Consider the following 14602-nt stretch of genomic DNA (forward strand, 5'->3'; position numbering starts at 1 on the left):
GGAGCACTACCGCGCTCTGCGGGGCATCCCGGCCCGCGTCCATCACCTCCGAGGGAGTCACCCCGTGAACAGCCCACGCCCCACCCGGTCCGACGTCCAGTCCGCCGCAGCGTTCCTTGAGGCCCGATGCGAAGGCCTCGCAGCGAAAGCGGACTTCTACTCCGACGACTACCGCCTCCCCACCTCCGCGGAGTTCCTGCTCCAGCACCTCGTGGCCGAACTCCTCGCGGACCTGGACAACCACACGGCCGGACCGCTGCCCGACGACGCCGTGCGGCGCTGGAACTGCCTGGCCGACGCCCTCGGCCCCTGGGACGACCAGCCCGGCTTCGACGGCCGGCGGTGGGTGCCGATTCTTCCCCGCCCCGACGCCCGCGGCGCCCGAACCTGATCCGCCGCACCCGCGCTGCCCAGCCCGCACCCGAGCAGAGGGGACGCCCATGACCCACGCCACAGACCCGCCCACCACGCAACCGGCCTGGCCCACCGTGTGGGGCGAAGGCCTCCACAGCCGCACCGCGCTGCTGTTCTGGCTGGCCTTCAAGTCCCAGAACGACCGCGACGCCCAGGCCCTCGTCGCCGCGTTCGAGGCCGACATCTTCGACATCGCCCACCACCTCAACGACCTGCTGCTCGGCAACGGCCCCGAGCCCAGCGAGGACTACGTCCGCGGTTGGAACGAGGCGAACGCCGCCCTGTACGGCAAGCTCGGAGCCCGCGTCGACGAACTGCGCCACCTCGTCTTCGAGTGGTCCAGCCGCCGCGGCGACCAACTGGCCCAGGACGCTCCCTTCACCTGGAGGTCAACCGCGATCACCGCCGGCGAACTCCTGCACGCCGTCCTGCCCCTGTACACCGAACTCGCCGGACCCCGGCCCTTCGACGTCGAGCTGACCACCGTCGCCCTGACCGCCCTGGCACCCGCCATCGCCGATGACGGCCCCGCCTACACCACCCGGTTGCGCGCCTTCACCGACGCCCACCGCGACCGGATCCAGGCGCTGCTGGACGGCTACGGCCCGGGCAGCAGCCACGACCGGCCCGGCGGACGCCTCCAGCTCGTCCGCCAGCCCGAGCTGCTCGCGGTTCTGGAGCGGTTGCACGCCGAGCCAGTCAGCCTCATCGGGGTGTTCGAGGACTGCCCGCCCGAGACCCTGCCCGACACCCTCCTGTACGACCTGACCGCCGCCTGGGGCATCCGCCTTCCCGAGCGGCACTGACCCGTCCCGGCCAGACGTGGAGCGCACCGTGAGCACCCAACCGTCCCACTCGCTGAACAACGCGCCAGCCAGGGCCGCCGCCCAGGCACGCCCGCTGCTGCTATTCGACATCGACGGTGTCCTGTCGCCCTACGGCGGCGCCCGGCAGCCGCCCGGCTACACCGTTCACCCGGTCAGCCCCCAGGCCTGGAAGGACTACCCGGCGTACCCCAAGCCGAAGTACCACTGGGTACACCTCAACACCGAGATCGGCGCCCGCCTGGAGAACCTCCCGTTCGACCTCGCCGTCGTCGGGCCCTGGCAGCCGCAGGAGGTCGAAGAGCTGCTCCGCGCAGCCGGCCTGACCCGTCTGCCCCGCTTCATTCCGGTGCAGGACCGGTCGTTCTTCGCCCGCCCGGACGACCCGGGCAGGTCCATGTGGGACCCGATGGACACGATCCGCGACCGGAGCCGGGACGTGCTGGCTGCCACCTGCCTGGAACGAGCCGGCATCGACCGACCGTTCGCGTGGCTGGCGGCCGGCTTCCCCGAGAAGCTGCAACAGGAGTTGACCCGCGACCACGGCGCTCCGGTGCTCCTGCACGTGGTGAACCCCGAGACAGGGCTCACCGACGCGGACTTTGCCGCGCTCACCCGGTGGGCCGCCGACATGGCCGCCCGACCGCCGGCACCAGAGCTGCGGCTGCGCCGGTGCCGGGACTGCGGCGAGCGCTCGTCCATCGTGATTGACGGGAACCGCGAGGACCGTACGCACGAGGCGTGCGGGAGTTGCTGCGAGTGCTACTGCCCTGACCCGCAGTCGGACGGCGGCGATCGATTCCAGCCCTGCGGCCACCTGGAGCGCGAGCGCTGCACCGACTGCGGCTGGTGCGCGAACTGCGGCTGCGGCTGCTGACGCCACATCGGCAGTGCCTCCCGGACGGTCCGGGAGGCACCTGCGGGGTCATCGGCCCTGAGCCGGACTGGACGGGTCGATCGTGATCAGCCCCTTGCTCCCGGAGATCGACAGCAGGACATCCCGCGCGGCCTGCGCGTCGCCCAGGGCGCGGTGGTTGCCGTACAGCTTGTAGGCCCGGTGAACCTCCCACACCGAGCGGGCGTTCATCAGGCACCACCACGACTCCTTGTCCGCGAGGCGGCCCGGGCGACGGCCCACCGCCCGGGTGTGGCCGGCGATCACGCCCATGTCGAACGAGCTGTTGTAGGCCAGTAGCCGCCTGCCCCGGGTGATCCGGAACAGCTTCGGCAGGATCTCCTCCCAGGTGGGGCAATCGGCCACCATCGCGTCCGTGATGCCGTGGACGTGGGTGGCGCGGTTCGGCGTCTTCGGGTTGATCAGCTGGTTCATCAGGGTCTTGCCGGTGTGGGCGTCGATCACCGCGATCTCGCACACCCGCGCGTCGTAGAGGTCGGTGGTCTCGCAGTCGATTACCAGCCCGGCACCCGGGGCCGACACCTCCCGGGCCGTCAGCAGCGTCTCCAGCCGGGCATCCTTCAGGCGCAGCCCCCTCGCGAGCGCCTCCAGCTCGGCGTTGCCGTCGGCGGCGGTCAGGAGTAGCTGCCGGGTCAGCGTCAGGTTGTCCTGCGGGGAGCAGGCGATGCTCCAGTAGTTGCGGACGTTGTCGTGGAGCAGGTGCACCGGCACCTGATGCTGCTCGGCCACCGCGGTCGCGAGGCGGCGGGCGAGTTCGGCCCGCCTGGGCTTCCTGGCAGTGTGGGCGCGCAGGGCGGAGGTCCTTCCGGGCGGGACGGCCCGGACGGCCTCCCAGTCCACTCCGTCGCGCCCGCGCAGGGCGAGGACGTCGGCGGTCCGATAGAGCTTGACCTCCACGGTGCGCACCGTGCCCATGGTCTTGGACCACGAGCCCGCCTGCTCCAGCCAGCCGGCGGCAAGGATGTAGGGGAAGTCGCGGGTGTAGCTGATGTCCAGGAGATCGGCCGCCCGTTCCCCGGGAATCAGGCGCCGTCCCTCTACCTGCTCGGCCAGGTCGGTGTCCGCCGCCAGGGCCTCGACGTCGTCGCGGGCCCAGCGGCCGAGGCGCCCGGGAACGGTGCCGCGCTGCTCGGCGGCCCAGGTGAACTCGTGCTCGGTCTCGGCCCAGGGGCAAGCCTGGGTTGCGGCGGCGGTGGACAGCGAGGCCTCGATCCAGGCGGTGCGCTCGCCGACGACGTCGGCCAGGGCGGCGGTGTCCGTCCACTGCTCGGCCTCCAGTGCGCCGTAGGTGGGGTGGCCCTCGAAGTCGCCGAGGCGCCGCAGCAGGCCGCGGTCGGCCAGGACCGGCACGTCGTCGGCGGTGACGGCCTCGACTCCGGTCGCCGTTCGTAGGGTCTCGGCGATCCTGCGGGCGCCGAGCGGGCGCAGGGCGTCGAGCCGGGGCAGCAGCTCGGGCAGTTCGGTGCGCAGCTGGTTGACGACGGCCGCCGACCAGCGGCCTCGGTCGGTGTCGGCGGGCGGGATCAGCCCGGCTCCGCGGCCGAGGTCCCAGAGGTAGCGGTTGATGCCGGCCGCGTCGGCGGCCTGGTAGGGGCCATGGTCGGCGCGCGCGGGTGCGGGGGCGGTCTGGGCAGGAGCGGTCATCGTCCTATGTCCTCCGGTTCGGGGGAGTGCAGCAAGCACACATTTGGAACATTTGGCCGGTTAGGTATCAAATACCCATGAACCGATGCTAGTTGGGGCCACCGACAGATCGGGCCAGCGCGGAACGGGGCCGTGCGGGTGCCGACCGCCACTAGGGTGGGGTCCGGCAGCACGCTGGAGGACGTCGAAGGAGACCGGGTGAAGCGCCGAAGGATGGACGACGGCCGCCACGGCATCCGGCGCGAGACCGACTACGGGGCCTCCGTCATCGCGGGGGAGCGGCGCACCACGATGGTGTGCGAGTGCGGCGTCGTCACCGAGGACTTCCCCGGCCACCTCGCCCACGCCCAGCAGGTCCTGCACGTGCCGGGCCCGGCCTGGTTCCCCGTCGGCGCGCGCCTGGCCGCCATGCTCATCGGGGGCATCGCGCTGCAATTCGGGCTGATGGCGATCGCGAACACCATGCTGTCCGGCACCGCCCGGACCGTCCTCCTCGGGCTCTCGCCCGTGGTGAGCTTCGGAGCCACCATGGGCGCCGCCCGCGCGCTGCGCCGCTTCATCGTCCCCCTCGCCCCGGCCGGCCGGTAGCGGGAGAACAGCAGTGCCCGGCGGCCTCAGCCGCCGGGCACCCTCGTTTCCGGCTTCTCCCGGACCCTGCTGCTACGCCTCCAGCCCGGCGGCCCACGAGTGGAACCGGAGCCAGGTCTCCACGGGGAAGACGAGCGTCGGCCCGTCCGGGTCCTTGGAGTCCCCGATCTCGATCCTCTCCCCGGGCGTGCCACCCGGAGGGTTGCGCCACCGGACGCACTGGCCGCTGTCGCCGGAGTAGGACTGCCATTCGTCCGACGGGATGAACGGTGCTGCTGGCATATTGCCTCTCTCGCTGTGCTGCTACGCCGCGTGTGCGGCGCGTTCGAGGAACGCCTTGGACTCGTCGATGTCCAGGGCGAGGTGGCGGATCTGGTCGAAGGCGGCGGTGTACGTGGCCAGGGAGTACTCGTCCTCCAGGTAGAAGGAGTTGAGCAGGGCCTCCAGGGCGACGAGCTGGCCGCCGTCGGGGAAGTCGAAGAGCGTGAAGGGGCCGTCGAGGCCGAGGTGCGGACCGCGGCCGCCGGGGAGGATGTGGAGCTGGATCTCTTTGCGGTCGGCCTGTTCGCGCAGGTGCGCGATCTGACGGCGCATGACATCCGGGTCGCCGATGTGGTCGTCCAGGATGGCTTTCTCGCTCAGGATGACTTCGTAGGGGTGTGCGTGGAGCCGGTTCTGGCGTTCGAGCCGGACGGCGACGCGTGATTCGAGCTGCTCGCGCGTCGGGTGGACGATGCCGAGGCCGGCCTCCAGGAGACAGCGGGTGTAGTCCTCCAGCTGCAAGCGGCCGGGCACCAGGGTCTGATAGGTCCGGGTGCGTTCGGCTTCGCCTTCCAGCCCGAGGAAGTCCTGGAAGTTGAGGGTCAGGAAGCTGGTGTAGGAGTGCCACCAGCCGCGCTTGCCGATGTTGCGCGTCATGTCCTCCAGGGTCTGGCGAAGGCCTGGGTCGGTGACGTCGTACTCGTTCAGCAGGGCGCGCAGTAGTGGGATGTCGATCTTCGTGCGCCCGAGCTCGGCCCGGCTGATCCGGTCGATCTGGATGCCCAGGGCGTCGGCGACCTGCTGCTGGGTGAGGCCGCGGTCCTCCCGCAATCTGCGCAGGGTCTGCCCGAGTCGGCGCTTGCGGAAGGTCGGCGGAGGGGTTGGTGCCACGTGCTGCCTCCCGGGGTGATGGTGGGTCAACAGTCTGCCCTCTGTACTGGATTACGCCAATCGACGATATGCGAATTCGCATTCTCTCGTCTTGACGCTCTGCGAATCGGGTAGGACAGTTAGGCATGCTTGCGGCGAGTCCCCGCACGATCACTCACCGCGACGTGAATCAGTGCGCCCCTGCACGCCCGGGCGCGGATCAGCCAGCACGGACGGAGCGTTCGTCATGGAGAGCACCACCAGCACCCTCACCGCAGCATCCCCCCACCTCCTGGCCGCGCCGTCGGACGCCGGGCCCGCCCCCACCACGGTGGACGGCGTCACCTACACCTTCGCGGCCATCACCCCGGAGAACGTCCACCAGGTCCACCGTGCCGTCACCGCCTACTGCCTCGCGGGGCTGGCCGGCGCGGACCACGAGATCGAGGCGGTCGGCGAGGCCGCGCTGATCGTGGACGAGCTGATGGCCAACGTCCAGCGGCACGCTCCCGGACCTGCCGACTTGGTCGTGACCTCCGAGACCGGCTGCTGGACGGTGCTGGTCTTCGACACCAGCCACCGGGAGCCGGTCCCCGACACCGACGAGCCGGGGGAGAAGGAGTGCGGACTCGGCCTGCACCTGATCTCGCAGCTCAGCGAGAGCTGGGGCTCCTTCCGGACCGCCACGGGCAAGGCCGTGTGGGCCCGGTACCCGAAGCCGACTCCCGACACCGTTCCCCAGCAGCACCAGGAGCAGCCGTGACCCCGCCCGCCCGCAGACGTCAGCTCTACGACTTCAGCCCTCCGGCCCCCGAGCCGCCGCCGAGCACCGTGCGGCTGGACGACGGCACAGTGCTCGCCAAGCCGACGCCCGCCGGTCCCCGTCAGCTCGCCCGCGGCGACTGGCTCCTGATCGGCCGGCAGGCCTGCCAGATCGTCGACCTGCGCTGGGGAGAGGGCGGAGGCAGGATCGTCCGCGTCGCCGGCCGTACCCCGTTCTCCGTCCCGCACGCCGCCACCGTCCAGCGGTTCGACCTCGTCACCCGCTCCATCAGCGGCCCGGGCCGCACCGCGGGCCCGCCCGCCACGGGGGACTCCCGGTGAGCGGCATCGGTGTACGGCTGGTGCCGCACGGCGAGCTGACCGAAGGGCGGAGCCCGACCCGCTGTGTGGAGGTCGACCTGGGCTCGGGCCGTGAGGAGCCGCTGCGGATCACACCGACCGAGCTGGTCCGCCTCGTGATGGAGGCGGACACGGTGCTCGCGGAGATCCGGGCGCACGCCAAGCAGGCGGAAACGCAATGGCGTACGTCGCTCGGCCACTGGTTCGAAGAAGCCAGGGCGGCGGTCCAGGCCCAATCCCCGGAGACCGCCATGCTCCAGCGCGTGCTGGAGGCCTTGCGGCGACCGGACCGCCAACCGGTCTCATCACTGCCGTAGAGCCGCGCCGTCGGCCCGGGCCGAGGGACGGCGCCCGAACAAGCGGGCCGCCGACACTTCCCCAAGCCCTAGGCTTGGCGGCACCCGCCCCGCAGGGGAAGAGCCACCACCAGGGAGCCCGATGGCACCGCACCTGACCGTGACCGGCACGCGGGTGGATCCCGCTCTGCTCTCGCTGGAGCTTCGGCACCAACACCGCCTCACCGACCGGTCCGGGGACGGGTTGCAGGTCTGGTCGGCCCGCATCGACGCCGACGGCGAGCCCATCGGCACCCTGCGTGCCGCACGCTGCCTCTACTGGCGCAGCGGCAACCTGTACGACCGCATGACCGACGAAGGCGGCTTCCTCGCACACGTGGCGACCCAGGTACTCACCCCCGACGGCCAGTTCAGCTCCGAGTTCGAAGCCGCCGTCGAGATGCCCAACAGCCTGCTGGTGATCGACCACCTGGAGCTGCCCGCGCCCTGGCAGCACCCGATCGTCGCCGCCGCGCTGGTGGCCGCGCTGATCGACCGGTTCACCGACAACCACTACGCAGTCGTCCTCCCCATTGACGACACCGCCACGGTGCCGGGCGCCGCGCTGCTCCACCAGGCCGCGGAACTGCTGGCCGCGGACGAGTACGAGGACGGCCTGCTCGTCATCGACACCTGCCTGGCCGCGCCCGAGCAAGGCGCCGCCCAGGTCCGGCAGCGGCTCCAGGACCTCTCCCAGCACGGCATGGACTACCCCTACGACGAGGCCGACGAAGACGACGAAGACGACGAATGGGAGCTGACCCCCCGCACCAGGGCGGTGCTGCGCCTGGCGCTGGAGGACCTGGGCCAGATGGCATGGGCCGAGGTGGCCGCCTTGGGGGAGGAGCACCTCACCCACAAGAGCGCAGGCCTGTTCGCCAGTCTGCCGAAGCTGACCTTCGCGCAGGACAGCAGTTGGCGCCGGCAGATGGCGCGCACCTTCGACGACCTGGCGGGCGACCTCGCGGCCGGGCGGGACCTGGAGCCGGGCTGCACCGGGGAGGAGATGGCCCTGCACCTGGCGATCAGCCGGGCGCGGGAGATCGCCACCGACCGCCCACGACTCGTAGCAGTCGCCATTGAGGGCCTGCCCGTCCACCGATACGACCTGGACTGGGGGGCCTGCTCCGACCTTCTCTTCCAGGACCATGACGTCCTCATGCTGTTCGACGCCTCCATGGACGGCATCGAAGACCCCGACAACCAGGTCAATCAGATGCTCGGCATGGTCAACCTCGGCCTAGGCGACTGGTTCATCCCCTTCGACCCGGACGCCGCGCGCGACCCCGCACGGGGATTCCGGCACGTCTAGCGGGCCTCCGCTCCGCCGATCCACCACCCAGCCCGGCTCGGCACGGTGCCGGGCGGCGTCGAGCTCGCGGGCTCACGTCGGTGCGGCGGTGCAAAACGGGTTGTCCCAGGACGCGACTTGGTGCAGACCGTTCATTCAGGCATTGGTGCGCAGGAGCAGCAGGTCGAGCGTCGGCTGTCCCGGCCACGCGCGTTACCGCCGCCGGGGCGGTGGGGCTCACAGCTCGCCGATGGTCTTGAGGGCTTGCTCGGCGACCTGAGCGGGGTTGAGGTGCGTGGTGTCGATGACCTCGGCCTCGCTGGTGAGCCAAAGCCGGTGCGCGTCGGCGTAGACCGCGGCCTTCTTGCGGCGGAAGACTCGGACCTTCTCGCTGCGCTCTTCGTCGCCCGGGAATTCCATGCTGCCTTCGATCCGGGCGCTGATGGTGTCGGGCTCGGCGTGGAGCAGGATGTGGACCAACGGGGTGCCGGCGGATCGGATGCGATCGTGGATCTCGGCCGCGTAGTCGTGGTTCAGGAGGGTCATGGGGGCCACGACCGGCCGGCGGTCGTTCTCCTCGTACACATGGATGGCACACTCGGCGACTAGGGTGCGCCAGGCTGGGAAGTCCTGGAAGTCGTCGCGCTTGTTGGGGAAGACCCCGCGCAGGAGGTAGCCGACCTCTTCGGGGTCGAACAGGACCGAGCCAGGCAGCTCCCGCATGAGGCCCTTGGCCAGGGTCGTCTTGCCGCCGCCGAAGGGGCCGTTGATCCAGATGACGGGCACGAGCGTCTCACTTTCGTGGGTGGTCGCAAGGCCAACCGCGGTTGACTGCCTCGGGTTACGACATGGTGCTGACGAGCAGCAGCACTCAGCCACGCGCCCCAGAGCTGAGGGACCTGGGGCAGCGCGGGGTGTAGACCAGCCGCGAGGCCGACAGGCCGGACGAATTTGCTCTATGAGATTGCTCGAACTGTCATTCACGCCGGGTCCGTGCAACCACCGATGGAAGACGATCCTACAGATATTGGTGATGCCACTGGGGCATGCAGAGCGACACTTTCCAGCCACTCTTCAAACGAAGATGCAAATTCCCTGAATTCATGAGGCCTAGAGGCGCCATGCGCCCTACTATTTCCTTATGACGCAGCCTGACATTCGAGCAGGGTCGGCAAGTCGCCTCCTTCCAGCACAGATAAACGTTTCGGATGTTCCGAACGTGCGCAACTTCCGGGATGCGGGAATTTCTCCTTTGCGCCCTGGGGTCCTGTACCGATCCGGTTCCCTGAACCGGCTGACCGAAGCGGGGGCTGAGCGCCTGCGAAATCTGGGTGTTCGCACGGTGATCGACCTGCGCAGCGGTGTCGAGAGCAGTGTCTGGCCCGGGCAGATCCACGGGCTCGCCATCGAATGGGTTTCGATTCCGGCGCTGCCCGATCTGGATACCCTGAAGGCAATGGGATTCACCGACGTCTCGGGCTTCGACGGCAAGCCGTGGCCCGTGGATCCGGCTGCCCTGTACCCGTTCATGGCTACCTACGCGGCTCCGGCGATCGCGGCGCTGGTAGAGCGGCTGGCCCAGCCGGCCTCGCTGCCGGCAGTCGTGCAGTGCGCGGTGGGCAAGGACCGGACGGGCCTCGCGGTGGCGGTGATCCAGTCGTTGCTGGGCGTCCCGTGGGACCAGGTCGTCGAGGACTTCGTGCGATCCAATGCCGAACTCAGGCTGACGGCCGGCCCGACGTCCTTCCTGGACGAGGCAGGAGTCACCCGCTACTCCCATCCGGTCAGCGAAACTCTGCTGGCCTCCGCGATGGACACAATCCTGACTGAACACAGGTCGCTCCCCGCCTACCTGGCACCCCACGGGGTCACGGCCGCCCACCTGGACGCCCTTCGTTCCAACCTGCTCGCCTGATCAGACGCGCCCAGCTGCGCCCGCGGTCCTCCGGACCGCGGGCGCAGCTGCATGAGCACGTCTAGCCGCCGCGGGACAACGCGCCGATGCCTCGTCATCCGTTGGGGTGACGTTCGCTACGTGGCCCACCGCAGGAGCGCGATGCCGCTGATGTCCGCTGCCGACATCGCCGCAGGCCACGCCCGGTGCGCTTTGATCAATTACGCGACTGGCGATCACCGAATGCGATCTTGGAAATGCTGAACTGTACACGCGGCGCGGCGAGTTGGTCACCCCGCGGCCGTTGTGCAGGGCGACTCGTATAACATCGCTTGGGTCGCATGGCGAGCCCTGGTGTCCCAGCATGGAAATGTGCTGCTGGCGGCCCATGGGCCGATTCGGGATCTAGGGATGGGAGCGGCTGCAATGGCTGATGCGCCTGGTGGTGCGATCACGCTTTCCGGCGGGCGGATGACCGACGGTGTCGTCCGGGTCGATGATTCCGTGCGCAGGCCGGCATCGGATTCCTCGGAATTCGTCGCCGCTCTCCTGAAGGTTTTCGAGCAGCAGGAATTCGACGGCGCCCCGAAGTATCTCGGACAGACCGACGGAATGGACCATTTCAGCTTTATCCCTGGTGACGTTCCGGCGCGCTTCCAGGTGTGGGAGGACGAGCAGGTGGCGGCGGCCGGTGCGCTGCTGCGGGCCATGCACGACGCGACGCGGGGCAGCGAGCTGGCCGGCCGCTCACCAGTGGTGTGCCATCACGATGTCGGACCGAACAACGCGGTTTTCGTCGACGGCCTGCCGACCGCGTGGATCGACTTCGACACTGCGGCCCCGGGCTCGCCCTTGGAGGACCTCGGCTACGCGGCGTGGACGTGGTGCATCGCCTCCAAGTGCACCATCCCTGTGGAGCGGCAGGCGGAGCAGGTGAAGATCCTCACCGATGCCTACGGGCTCCAGGGGCCGGAGCGCGGTGCCGTGGTTGACGCCATCCTTGAGCGGCAGGCGCGCAACGCGCGGTTCTGGGCCGAGCTCATGGCCTCTCCCGACACCGCACCCGCCGAGCCCGAGGTGCTGGCCTCGCGGATCGAGTGGAGCCGGCGCGAGTTCGCGTTCGTCGCCGCGAACCGGTCGGTGTTCGAGCGCGCGCTGGCCTGAGCCGGCTCCTCGTGCTCACGCGGTGGGCGGGTCGGGGACCGGCGCCGGGGGCAGTCCGAACATCGACCCGCTGGTCCGTGCCAGTGCTGCGATGTCCACGCCCTCGCCTCCTGCGGCGGTGTAGGGGGCCACGTTCCGGTCCAGCCTGGGGTTGACCAGGAAGAGCGTGGTGATGCGGCGTTCCAGCTGGTGGTTGCGGACCTGGTGGTAGAGCGGCGGGATCTGGCCGGCGGTCATCGCGGTGAGCACGCTGCCGGGCATGACGAGCAGGCGGCCGTCTCCGACGGTCGCCCGCTTCATGGCCCCGCCGGTCTCGATCTCCAGGCCGGGGCCGTCGGAGGTCGCGAGGGTGACCAGGTGGCCGTCCTCGTGGCGGTCCTGGAGTAGGTCCCGCGCGGGGTCTCGGAGGTACCAGTTGACCTCCAGGTAGGACGAGGTGCGGAACTCCAGGTCGTCGCAGTAGCCGTAGTGGCGGGCCAGGCCGGTCAGCACCTGGTCGGCTGCGTCGGCGGCGACCCGCCAGTAGGCGCCCAGGGCCTTCAGGAAGGGTGCGACGGTGTCGGCTTCGTGGCCGGGGACCTTGGTCGGGTCGTCCGCCCAATAGGTGAACGAGCTGTTCATGTCGGGCCGGTCGGGGCTGATCGAGTACTGCCGCCCGTAGGGCCGGTAGCCGAAGTTGAAGTCCCTGCTGCCGTGCCGGACCTTGGTCTCCTCGTCCTGAGTGAAGAACCACGCCGCTTGGGTGCGCAGCTCCGCGAGGACCTCTGTGTCTGCGGTGGGCAGGGGGATCGTCGCGTGGCCGCGGTCGAGGAGGTCGTGGGCCGGGTCGGTGAGGGACATGCGGGTGCTCCTGGGGGTCGGGCCGGGGGTTACAGGAAGTAGAGCCGGCTGAGGGCGGTGGCCTGGGCGGGCGGGGAGCTGATCGGGTCGCCGTCGAGGGTGACCTGCCCGGTGCCCGGGTGGACGCGGACGTCGCTGAGCCGGTCGTTGCGCAGCATGGTGGCCAGGCCGATCGTGCGGGTGTTGCGGACGGCGACGCGGCGGCGCCGGGTCGGCAGGGTGTCGGTGCCGCTGTCGTGCGCGGCCCCGCTGACGAAGGCGACGGACAGGTCGGCCGCGGTGGCGCCGTACGCGCCGACCTGCGGCCCGAGGACGAGGGGCTGGCTGGTCTCGGTGGAGGCGTTGGGGTCGCCGGTGACGCCCCAGGCGGGGTAGCCGGCCTTGAGAACGAGCTGCGGCTTGGCACCGAAGTAGGCCGGGTGCCACAAGACGACGTCGGCGAGCCGGCCGGGGGTGAGCGCGCCGATCTCGTGGGCCATGCCGTGGGCGATGGCCGGGTTGATGGTCAGCTTGGCGATGTAGCGCAGGACGCGCTCGTTGTCGTCGCCGCCGGGGTCGGGGTCCAGGGCGCGCATCTTGGCGGCAATGGCGAAGGTGCGGCGGACGGTCTCCCCGATGCGGCCCATGGCCTGGGAGTCGGAGGAGGTGATGGGGATGACGCCGAGGTCGTGGAGGACGTCTTCGGCGCCGAGTGTGCCGGTGCGGATGCGGTCGTGGGCCATCCGCCGGCAGTCGGGATCGTCGGGGTCGAGGCGGTGGACGGTGGCGATCATGTGGAGGTGCTCGGCGGCGGTGTCGCGGGTGTAGGGCAGGCTCGGGTTGGTGGAGGAGCCGATGATGTTGGCCAGTCCGGCCAGTTGCAGGACGTTAGGTGCGTGGCCGCCGCCGCAGCCCTCGACGTGGAAGGCGTGCAGCGTGCGGCCGCCGATGACCGCGAGGGTGTCCTGGACGAACATGGCCTCGTTGAGGGTGTCGCTGTGCAGCGCGACCTGGACGTCGTGGTCGTCGGCGACGGTCAGCGCGGTGTCCAGGGCCCGGGCGTGGGCGCCCATGTCCTCGTGGACCTTGAACCCGGAGGCGCCGCCCTGCTCCAGGGCGCGCAGCAGCGGGTCCGAATCCGAGGAGGAGCCGCGGGCCAGCATGGCGATGTTGACCGGCCAGGCGTCGAAGGCGCGCAGGGCGTGGCGCAGTTCGGCGGGGCTGGTGACGCCGCAGCCCCAGGTCGGGCCGAAGTTTTGGGACACGATCGTGGTCACGCCAGCGGCGAGGGCTGCGCTCATGATGCCGGGTGAGCAGAGGTGGACGTGGGTGTCGACGATGCCGGGGGTGGCGATGAGGCCTTCGCCGGGGATGACGGTGGTGCCGGTGCCCGCGAGGACGTCCACGCCGTCGAGGGTGTCGGGGTTGCCGGCGCGGCCGACGGCGGCGATGCGGCCGTCCTTGATGCCGATGGAGGCCTTGCGGATGCCGAGGACGGGGTCGACGAGCAGGACGTTGCTGACGATCAGGTCGCAGGTCCGGTCGGTGAGGCGGGCCTGGTAGTGGATGCCGTCGCGGCCGGTCTTGGCGTAGCCGGTCAGGAACTCCTCCCCTCGCTGCTGGGCGTCGGCTTCGGCGCGCAGGGTCAGGCCGGTGTCGGCGAGGCGGACGCGGTCGCCGGTGGTGGGGCCGTGCTGCTGTGCGTAGGTGAGGTGGCTGCTGCTCACTGGTGGCCTTCCGGGTCGGTGGTGGGGCCGGTGTCGAGGTAGCCGGCGACGTGGGCGCGGGTGAGCGCGGCTTCGCAGGCGCCGGGCGCGTCGAGGGGGCCGTCGACCAGGCCGGCGAAGCCGATGACGATCCGGTCGCCGCCGATCGGGGTCAGCTCGACCTGCTCGGTGGTGCCGGGCTCGAAGCGGGCGTTGGCGCCGACGGGCAGGGCGAGGTGGCGGCCGTAGGCGGCTGCGCGGTCGAAGGCCAGGGCCGGGTTGGCCTCGAAGAAGTGGAAGTGCGAGGTGACGGTGACCGGCACGTCGGAGGTGTTGGTGACCTCGATCCGCACGATGTCGGCGTGCTTGGGTGCTGGCTGGTCGGCGGGCATGACGGCGCCGGGCGCCGTCGTGGGGTCGGTGGCCGGGCCGAGGGGGTGGGTGATGACGATGAGCTTGGAGCCGTCGGCGAAGACGGCCTCGACCTGGACCTCTGTCAGGATGCCCGGCACCTCGGGCAGCACATCGCCAACGGTCAGGGCCGCGCGTCCCGCGGCGACCGCGTCCTCAAGCCGACCTCCGTCCCGGGCGGCCTCACAGGCCGCATGGGCGATGAGCGCGATCGCCTCGGGAACGTTCAGCTGCACACCACGCTGGAGACGCTCGCGGGCCAACAGGGTGGCCGTGTACAGCAGCAGCCGGCCCTGCTCGGCAGGGGTCAAGTGCACAGGTACTCCTTCCGGACTGGGGCGGT

17 protein-coding genes are annotated in these 14602 nt (G+C 70.5%); 10 read left to right on the forward strand and 7 right to left on the reverse strand.

Annotation, left to right across the window (positions count from 1 at the left end; all coding sequences use genetic code 11):
• The first annotated feature begins 64 nt into the window (after positions 1 to 64).
• Genes ACGF12_RS13875 through ACGF12_RS13885 form a run of 3 tightly spaced genes read left to right on the forward strand, consistent with a single transcriptional unit; the run spans position 65 to position 2115 of the window.
• On the forward strand, positions 65 to 391 hold the full coding sequence (locus tag ACGF12_RS13875) for a hypothetical protein (RefSeq protein ID WP_393028521.1): 327 nt from the start codon (positions 65 to 67) through the stop codon (positions 389 to 391).
• A 49-nt stretch (positions 392 to 440) separates the two neighbouring features.
• Positions 441 to 1220, forward strand: coding sequence for a hypothetical protein (locus ACGF12_RS13880; RefSeq protein ID WP_393028522.1), 780 nt, complete (start codon positions 441 to 443; stop codon positions 1218 to 1220).
• 28 nt (positions 1221 to 1248) lie between these two features.
• Positions 1249 to 2115: a hypothetical protein gene (locus tag ACGF12_RS13885; RefSeq protein WP_393028523.1), complete on the forward strand. Its 867-nt coding sequence runs from the start codon at positions 1249 to 1251 to the stop codon at positions 2113 to 2115.
• Between the two features lie 48 nt (positions 2116 to 2163).
• On the opposite strand, the gene ACGF12_RS13890 is transcribed toward ACGF12_RS13885, so the two are convergent.
• Positions 2164 to 3798 carry a 3'-5' exonuclease gene (locus tag ACGF12_RS13890; RefSeq protein ID WP_393028524.1) on the reverse strand — a complete coding sequence of 545 codons (1635 nt, stop codon included), beginning with the start codon at positions 3796 to 3798 and terminating at the stop codon, positions 2164 to 2166.
• A 198-nt stretch (positions 3799 to 3996) separates the two neighbouring features.
• Here ACGF12_RS13890 and ACGF12_RS13895 point away from each other — a divergent pair, with 198 nt between their 5' ends.
• The gene (locus ACGF12_RS13895) at positions 3997 to 4386 is read left to right on the forward strand and encodes a hypothetical protein (RefSeq protein ID WP_393028525.1); all 390 of its coding nucleotides are present in this window, start codon (positions 3997 to 3999) and stop codon (positions 4384 to 4386) included.
• A 72-nt stretch (positions 4387 to 4458) separates the two neighbouring features.
• On the opposite strand, the gene ACGF12_RS13900 is transcribed toward ACGF12_RS13895, so the two are convergent.
• Together ACGF12_RS13900 and ACGF12_RS13905 are read right to left on the reverse strand one after the other, a co-directional pair.
• Positions 4459 to 4668, reverse strand: coding sequence for a DUF397 domain-containing protein (locus tag ACGF12_RS13900; RefSeq protein ID WP_393028526.1), 210 nt, complete (start codon positions 4666 to 4668; stop codon positions 4459 to 4461).
• Between the two features lie 21 nt (positions 4669 to 4689).
• Positions 4690 to 5538, reverse strand: coding sequence for a helix-turn-helix domain-containing protein (locus tag ACGF12_RS13905; protein WP_393028527.1), 849 nt, complete (start codon positions 5536 to 5538; stop codon positions 4690 to 4692).
• A 226-nt stretch (positions 5539 to 5764) separates the two neighbouring features.
• On the opposite strand from ACGF12_RS13905, the gene ACGF12_RS13910 reads away from it, so the two are divergent.
• The 4 genes from ACGF12_RS13910 (at position 5765) to ACGF12_RS13925 (ending at position 8286) form a co-directional block, all read left to right on the forward strand.
• Positions 5765 to 6280 carry an ATP-binding protein gene (locus ACGF12_RS13910; RefSeq protein ID WP_393028528.1) on the forward strand — a complete coding sequence of 172 codons (516 nt, stop codon included), beginning with the start codon at positions 5765 to 5767 and terminating at the stop codon, positions 6278 to 6280.
• Complete coding sequence (locus ACGF12_RS13915) at positions 6277 to 6621, forward strand: hypothetical protein (protein WP_393028529.1); 345 nt, start codon at positions 6277 to 6279, stop codon at positions 6619 to 6621. Before ACGF12_RS13910 ends, ACGF12_RS13915 begins: the two co-directional genes overlap by 4 nt.
• The gene (locus ACGF12_RS13920; RefSeq protein ID WP_393028530.1) at positions 6618 to 6956 is read left to right on the forward strand and encodes a hypothetical protein; all 339 of its coding nucleotides are present in this window, start codon (positions 6618 to 6620) and stop codon (positions 6954 to 6956) included. Before ACGF12_RS13915 ends, ACGF12_RS13920 begins: the two co-directional genes overlap by 4 nt.
• A 121-nt stretch (positions 6957 to 7077) precedes the next feature.
• A complete protein-coding gene (locus ACGF12_RS13925; RefSeq protein ID WP_393028531.1) occupies positions 7078 to 8286 on the forward strand; it encodes a hypothetical protein in 1209 nt (402 codons plus the stop codon).
• A 216-nt stretch (positions 8287 to 8502) separates the two neighbouring features.
• Here ACGF12_RS13925 and ACGF12_RS13930 read toward each other — a convergent pair whose 3' ends face one another.
• On the reverse strand, positions 8503 to 9051 hold the full coding sequence (locus ACGF12_RS13930) for an AAA family ATPase (RefSeq protein WP_393028532.1): 549 nt from the start codon (positions 9049 to 9051) through the stop codon (positions 8503 to 8505).
• Positions 9052 to 9406: 355 nt separating this feature from the next.
• On the opposite strand from ACGF12_RS13930, the gene ACGF12_RS13935 reads away from it, so the two are divergent.
• Positions 9407 to 10180: a tyrosine-protein phosphatase gene (locus ACGF12_RS13935; RefSeq protein WP_393028533.1), complete on the forward strand. Its 774-nt coding sequence runs from the start codon at positions 9407 to 9409 to the stop codon at positions 10178 to 10180.
• 405 nt (positions 10181 to 10585) lie between these two features.
• Positions 10586 to 11323, forward strand: a complete 738-nt coding sequence (locus ACGF12_RS13940) for a phosphotransferase family protein (RefSeq protein ID WP_393028534.1) — start codon at positions 10586 to 10588, stop codon at positions 11321 to 11323.
• Between the two features lie 15 nt (positions 11324 to 11338).
• Here ACGF12_RS13940 and ACGF12_RS13945 read toward each other — a convergent pair whose 3' ends face one another.
• From ACGF12_RS13945 to ureA, 3 genes are read right to left on the reverse strand one after another with little or no spacing between them, the layout of a single operon-like run.
• Positions 11339 to 12163: a hypothetical protein gene (locus ACGF12_RS13945; RefSeq protein ID WP_393028535.1), complete on the reverse strand. Its 825-nt coding sequence runs from the start codon at positions 12161 to 12163 to the stop codon at positions 11339 to 11341.
• Positions 12164 to 12192: 29 nt separating this feature from the next.
• Complete coding sequence (locus ACGF12_RS13950; protein WP_393028536.1) at positions 12193 to 13869, reverse strand: urease subunit alpha; 1677 nt, start codon at positions 13867 to 13869, stop codon at positions 12193 to 12195.
• Entirely contained in the window at positions 13866 to 14576 is a 711-nt protein-coding gene (ureA, locus tag ACGF12_RS13955) for an urease subunit gamma (RefSeq protein ID WP_393028537.1), read from the reverse strand. The genes ACGF12_RS13950 and ureA overlap by 4 nt, the downstream gene beginning before the upstream one ends.
• Positions 14577 to 14602 lie beyond the last annotated feature (26 nt).

It is taken from the genome of Kitasatospora sp. NPDC048296 (assembly GCF_043201815.1).
In the GTDB taxonomy this organism is placed as follows: domain Bacteria; phylum Actinomycetota; class Actinomycetes; order Streptomycetales; family Streptomycetaceae; genus Kitasatospora.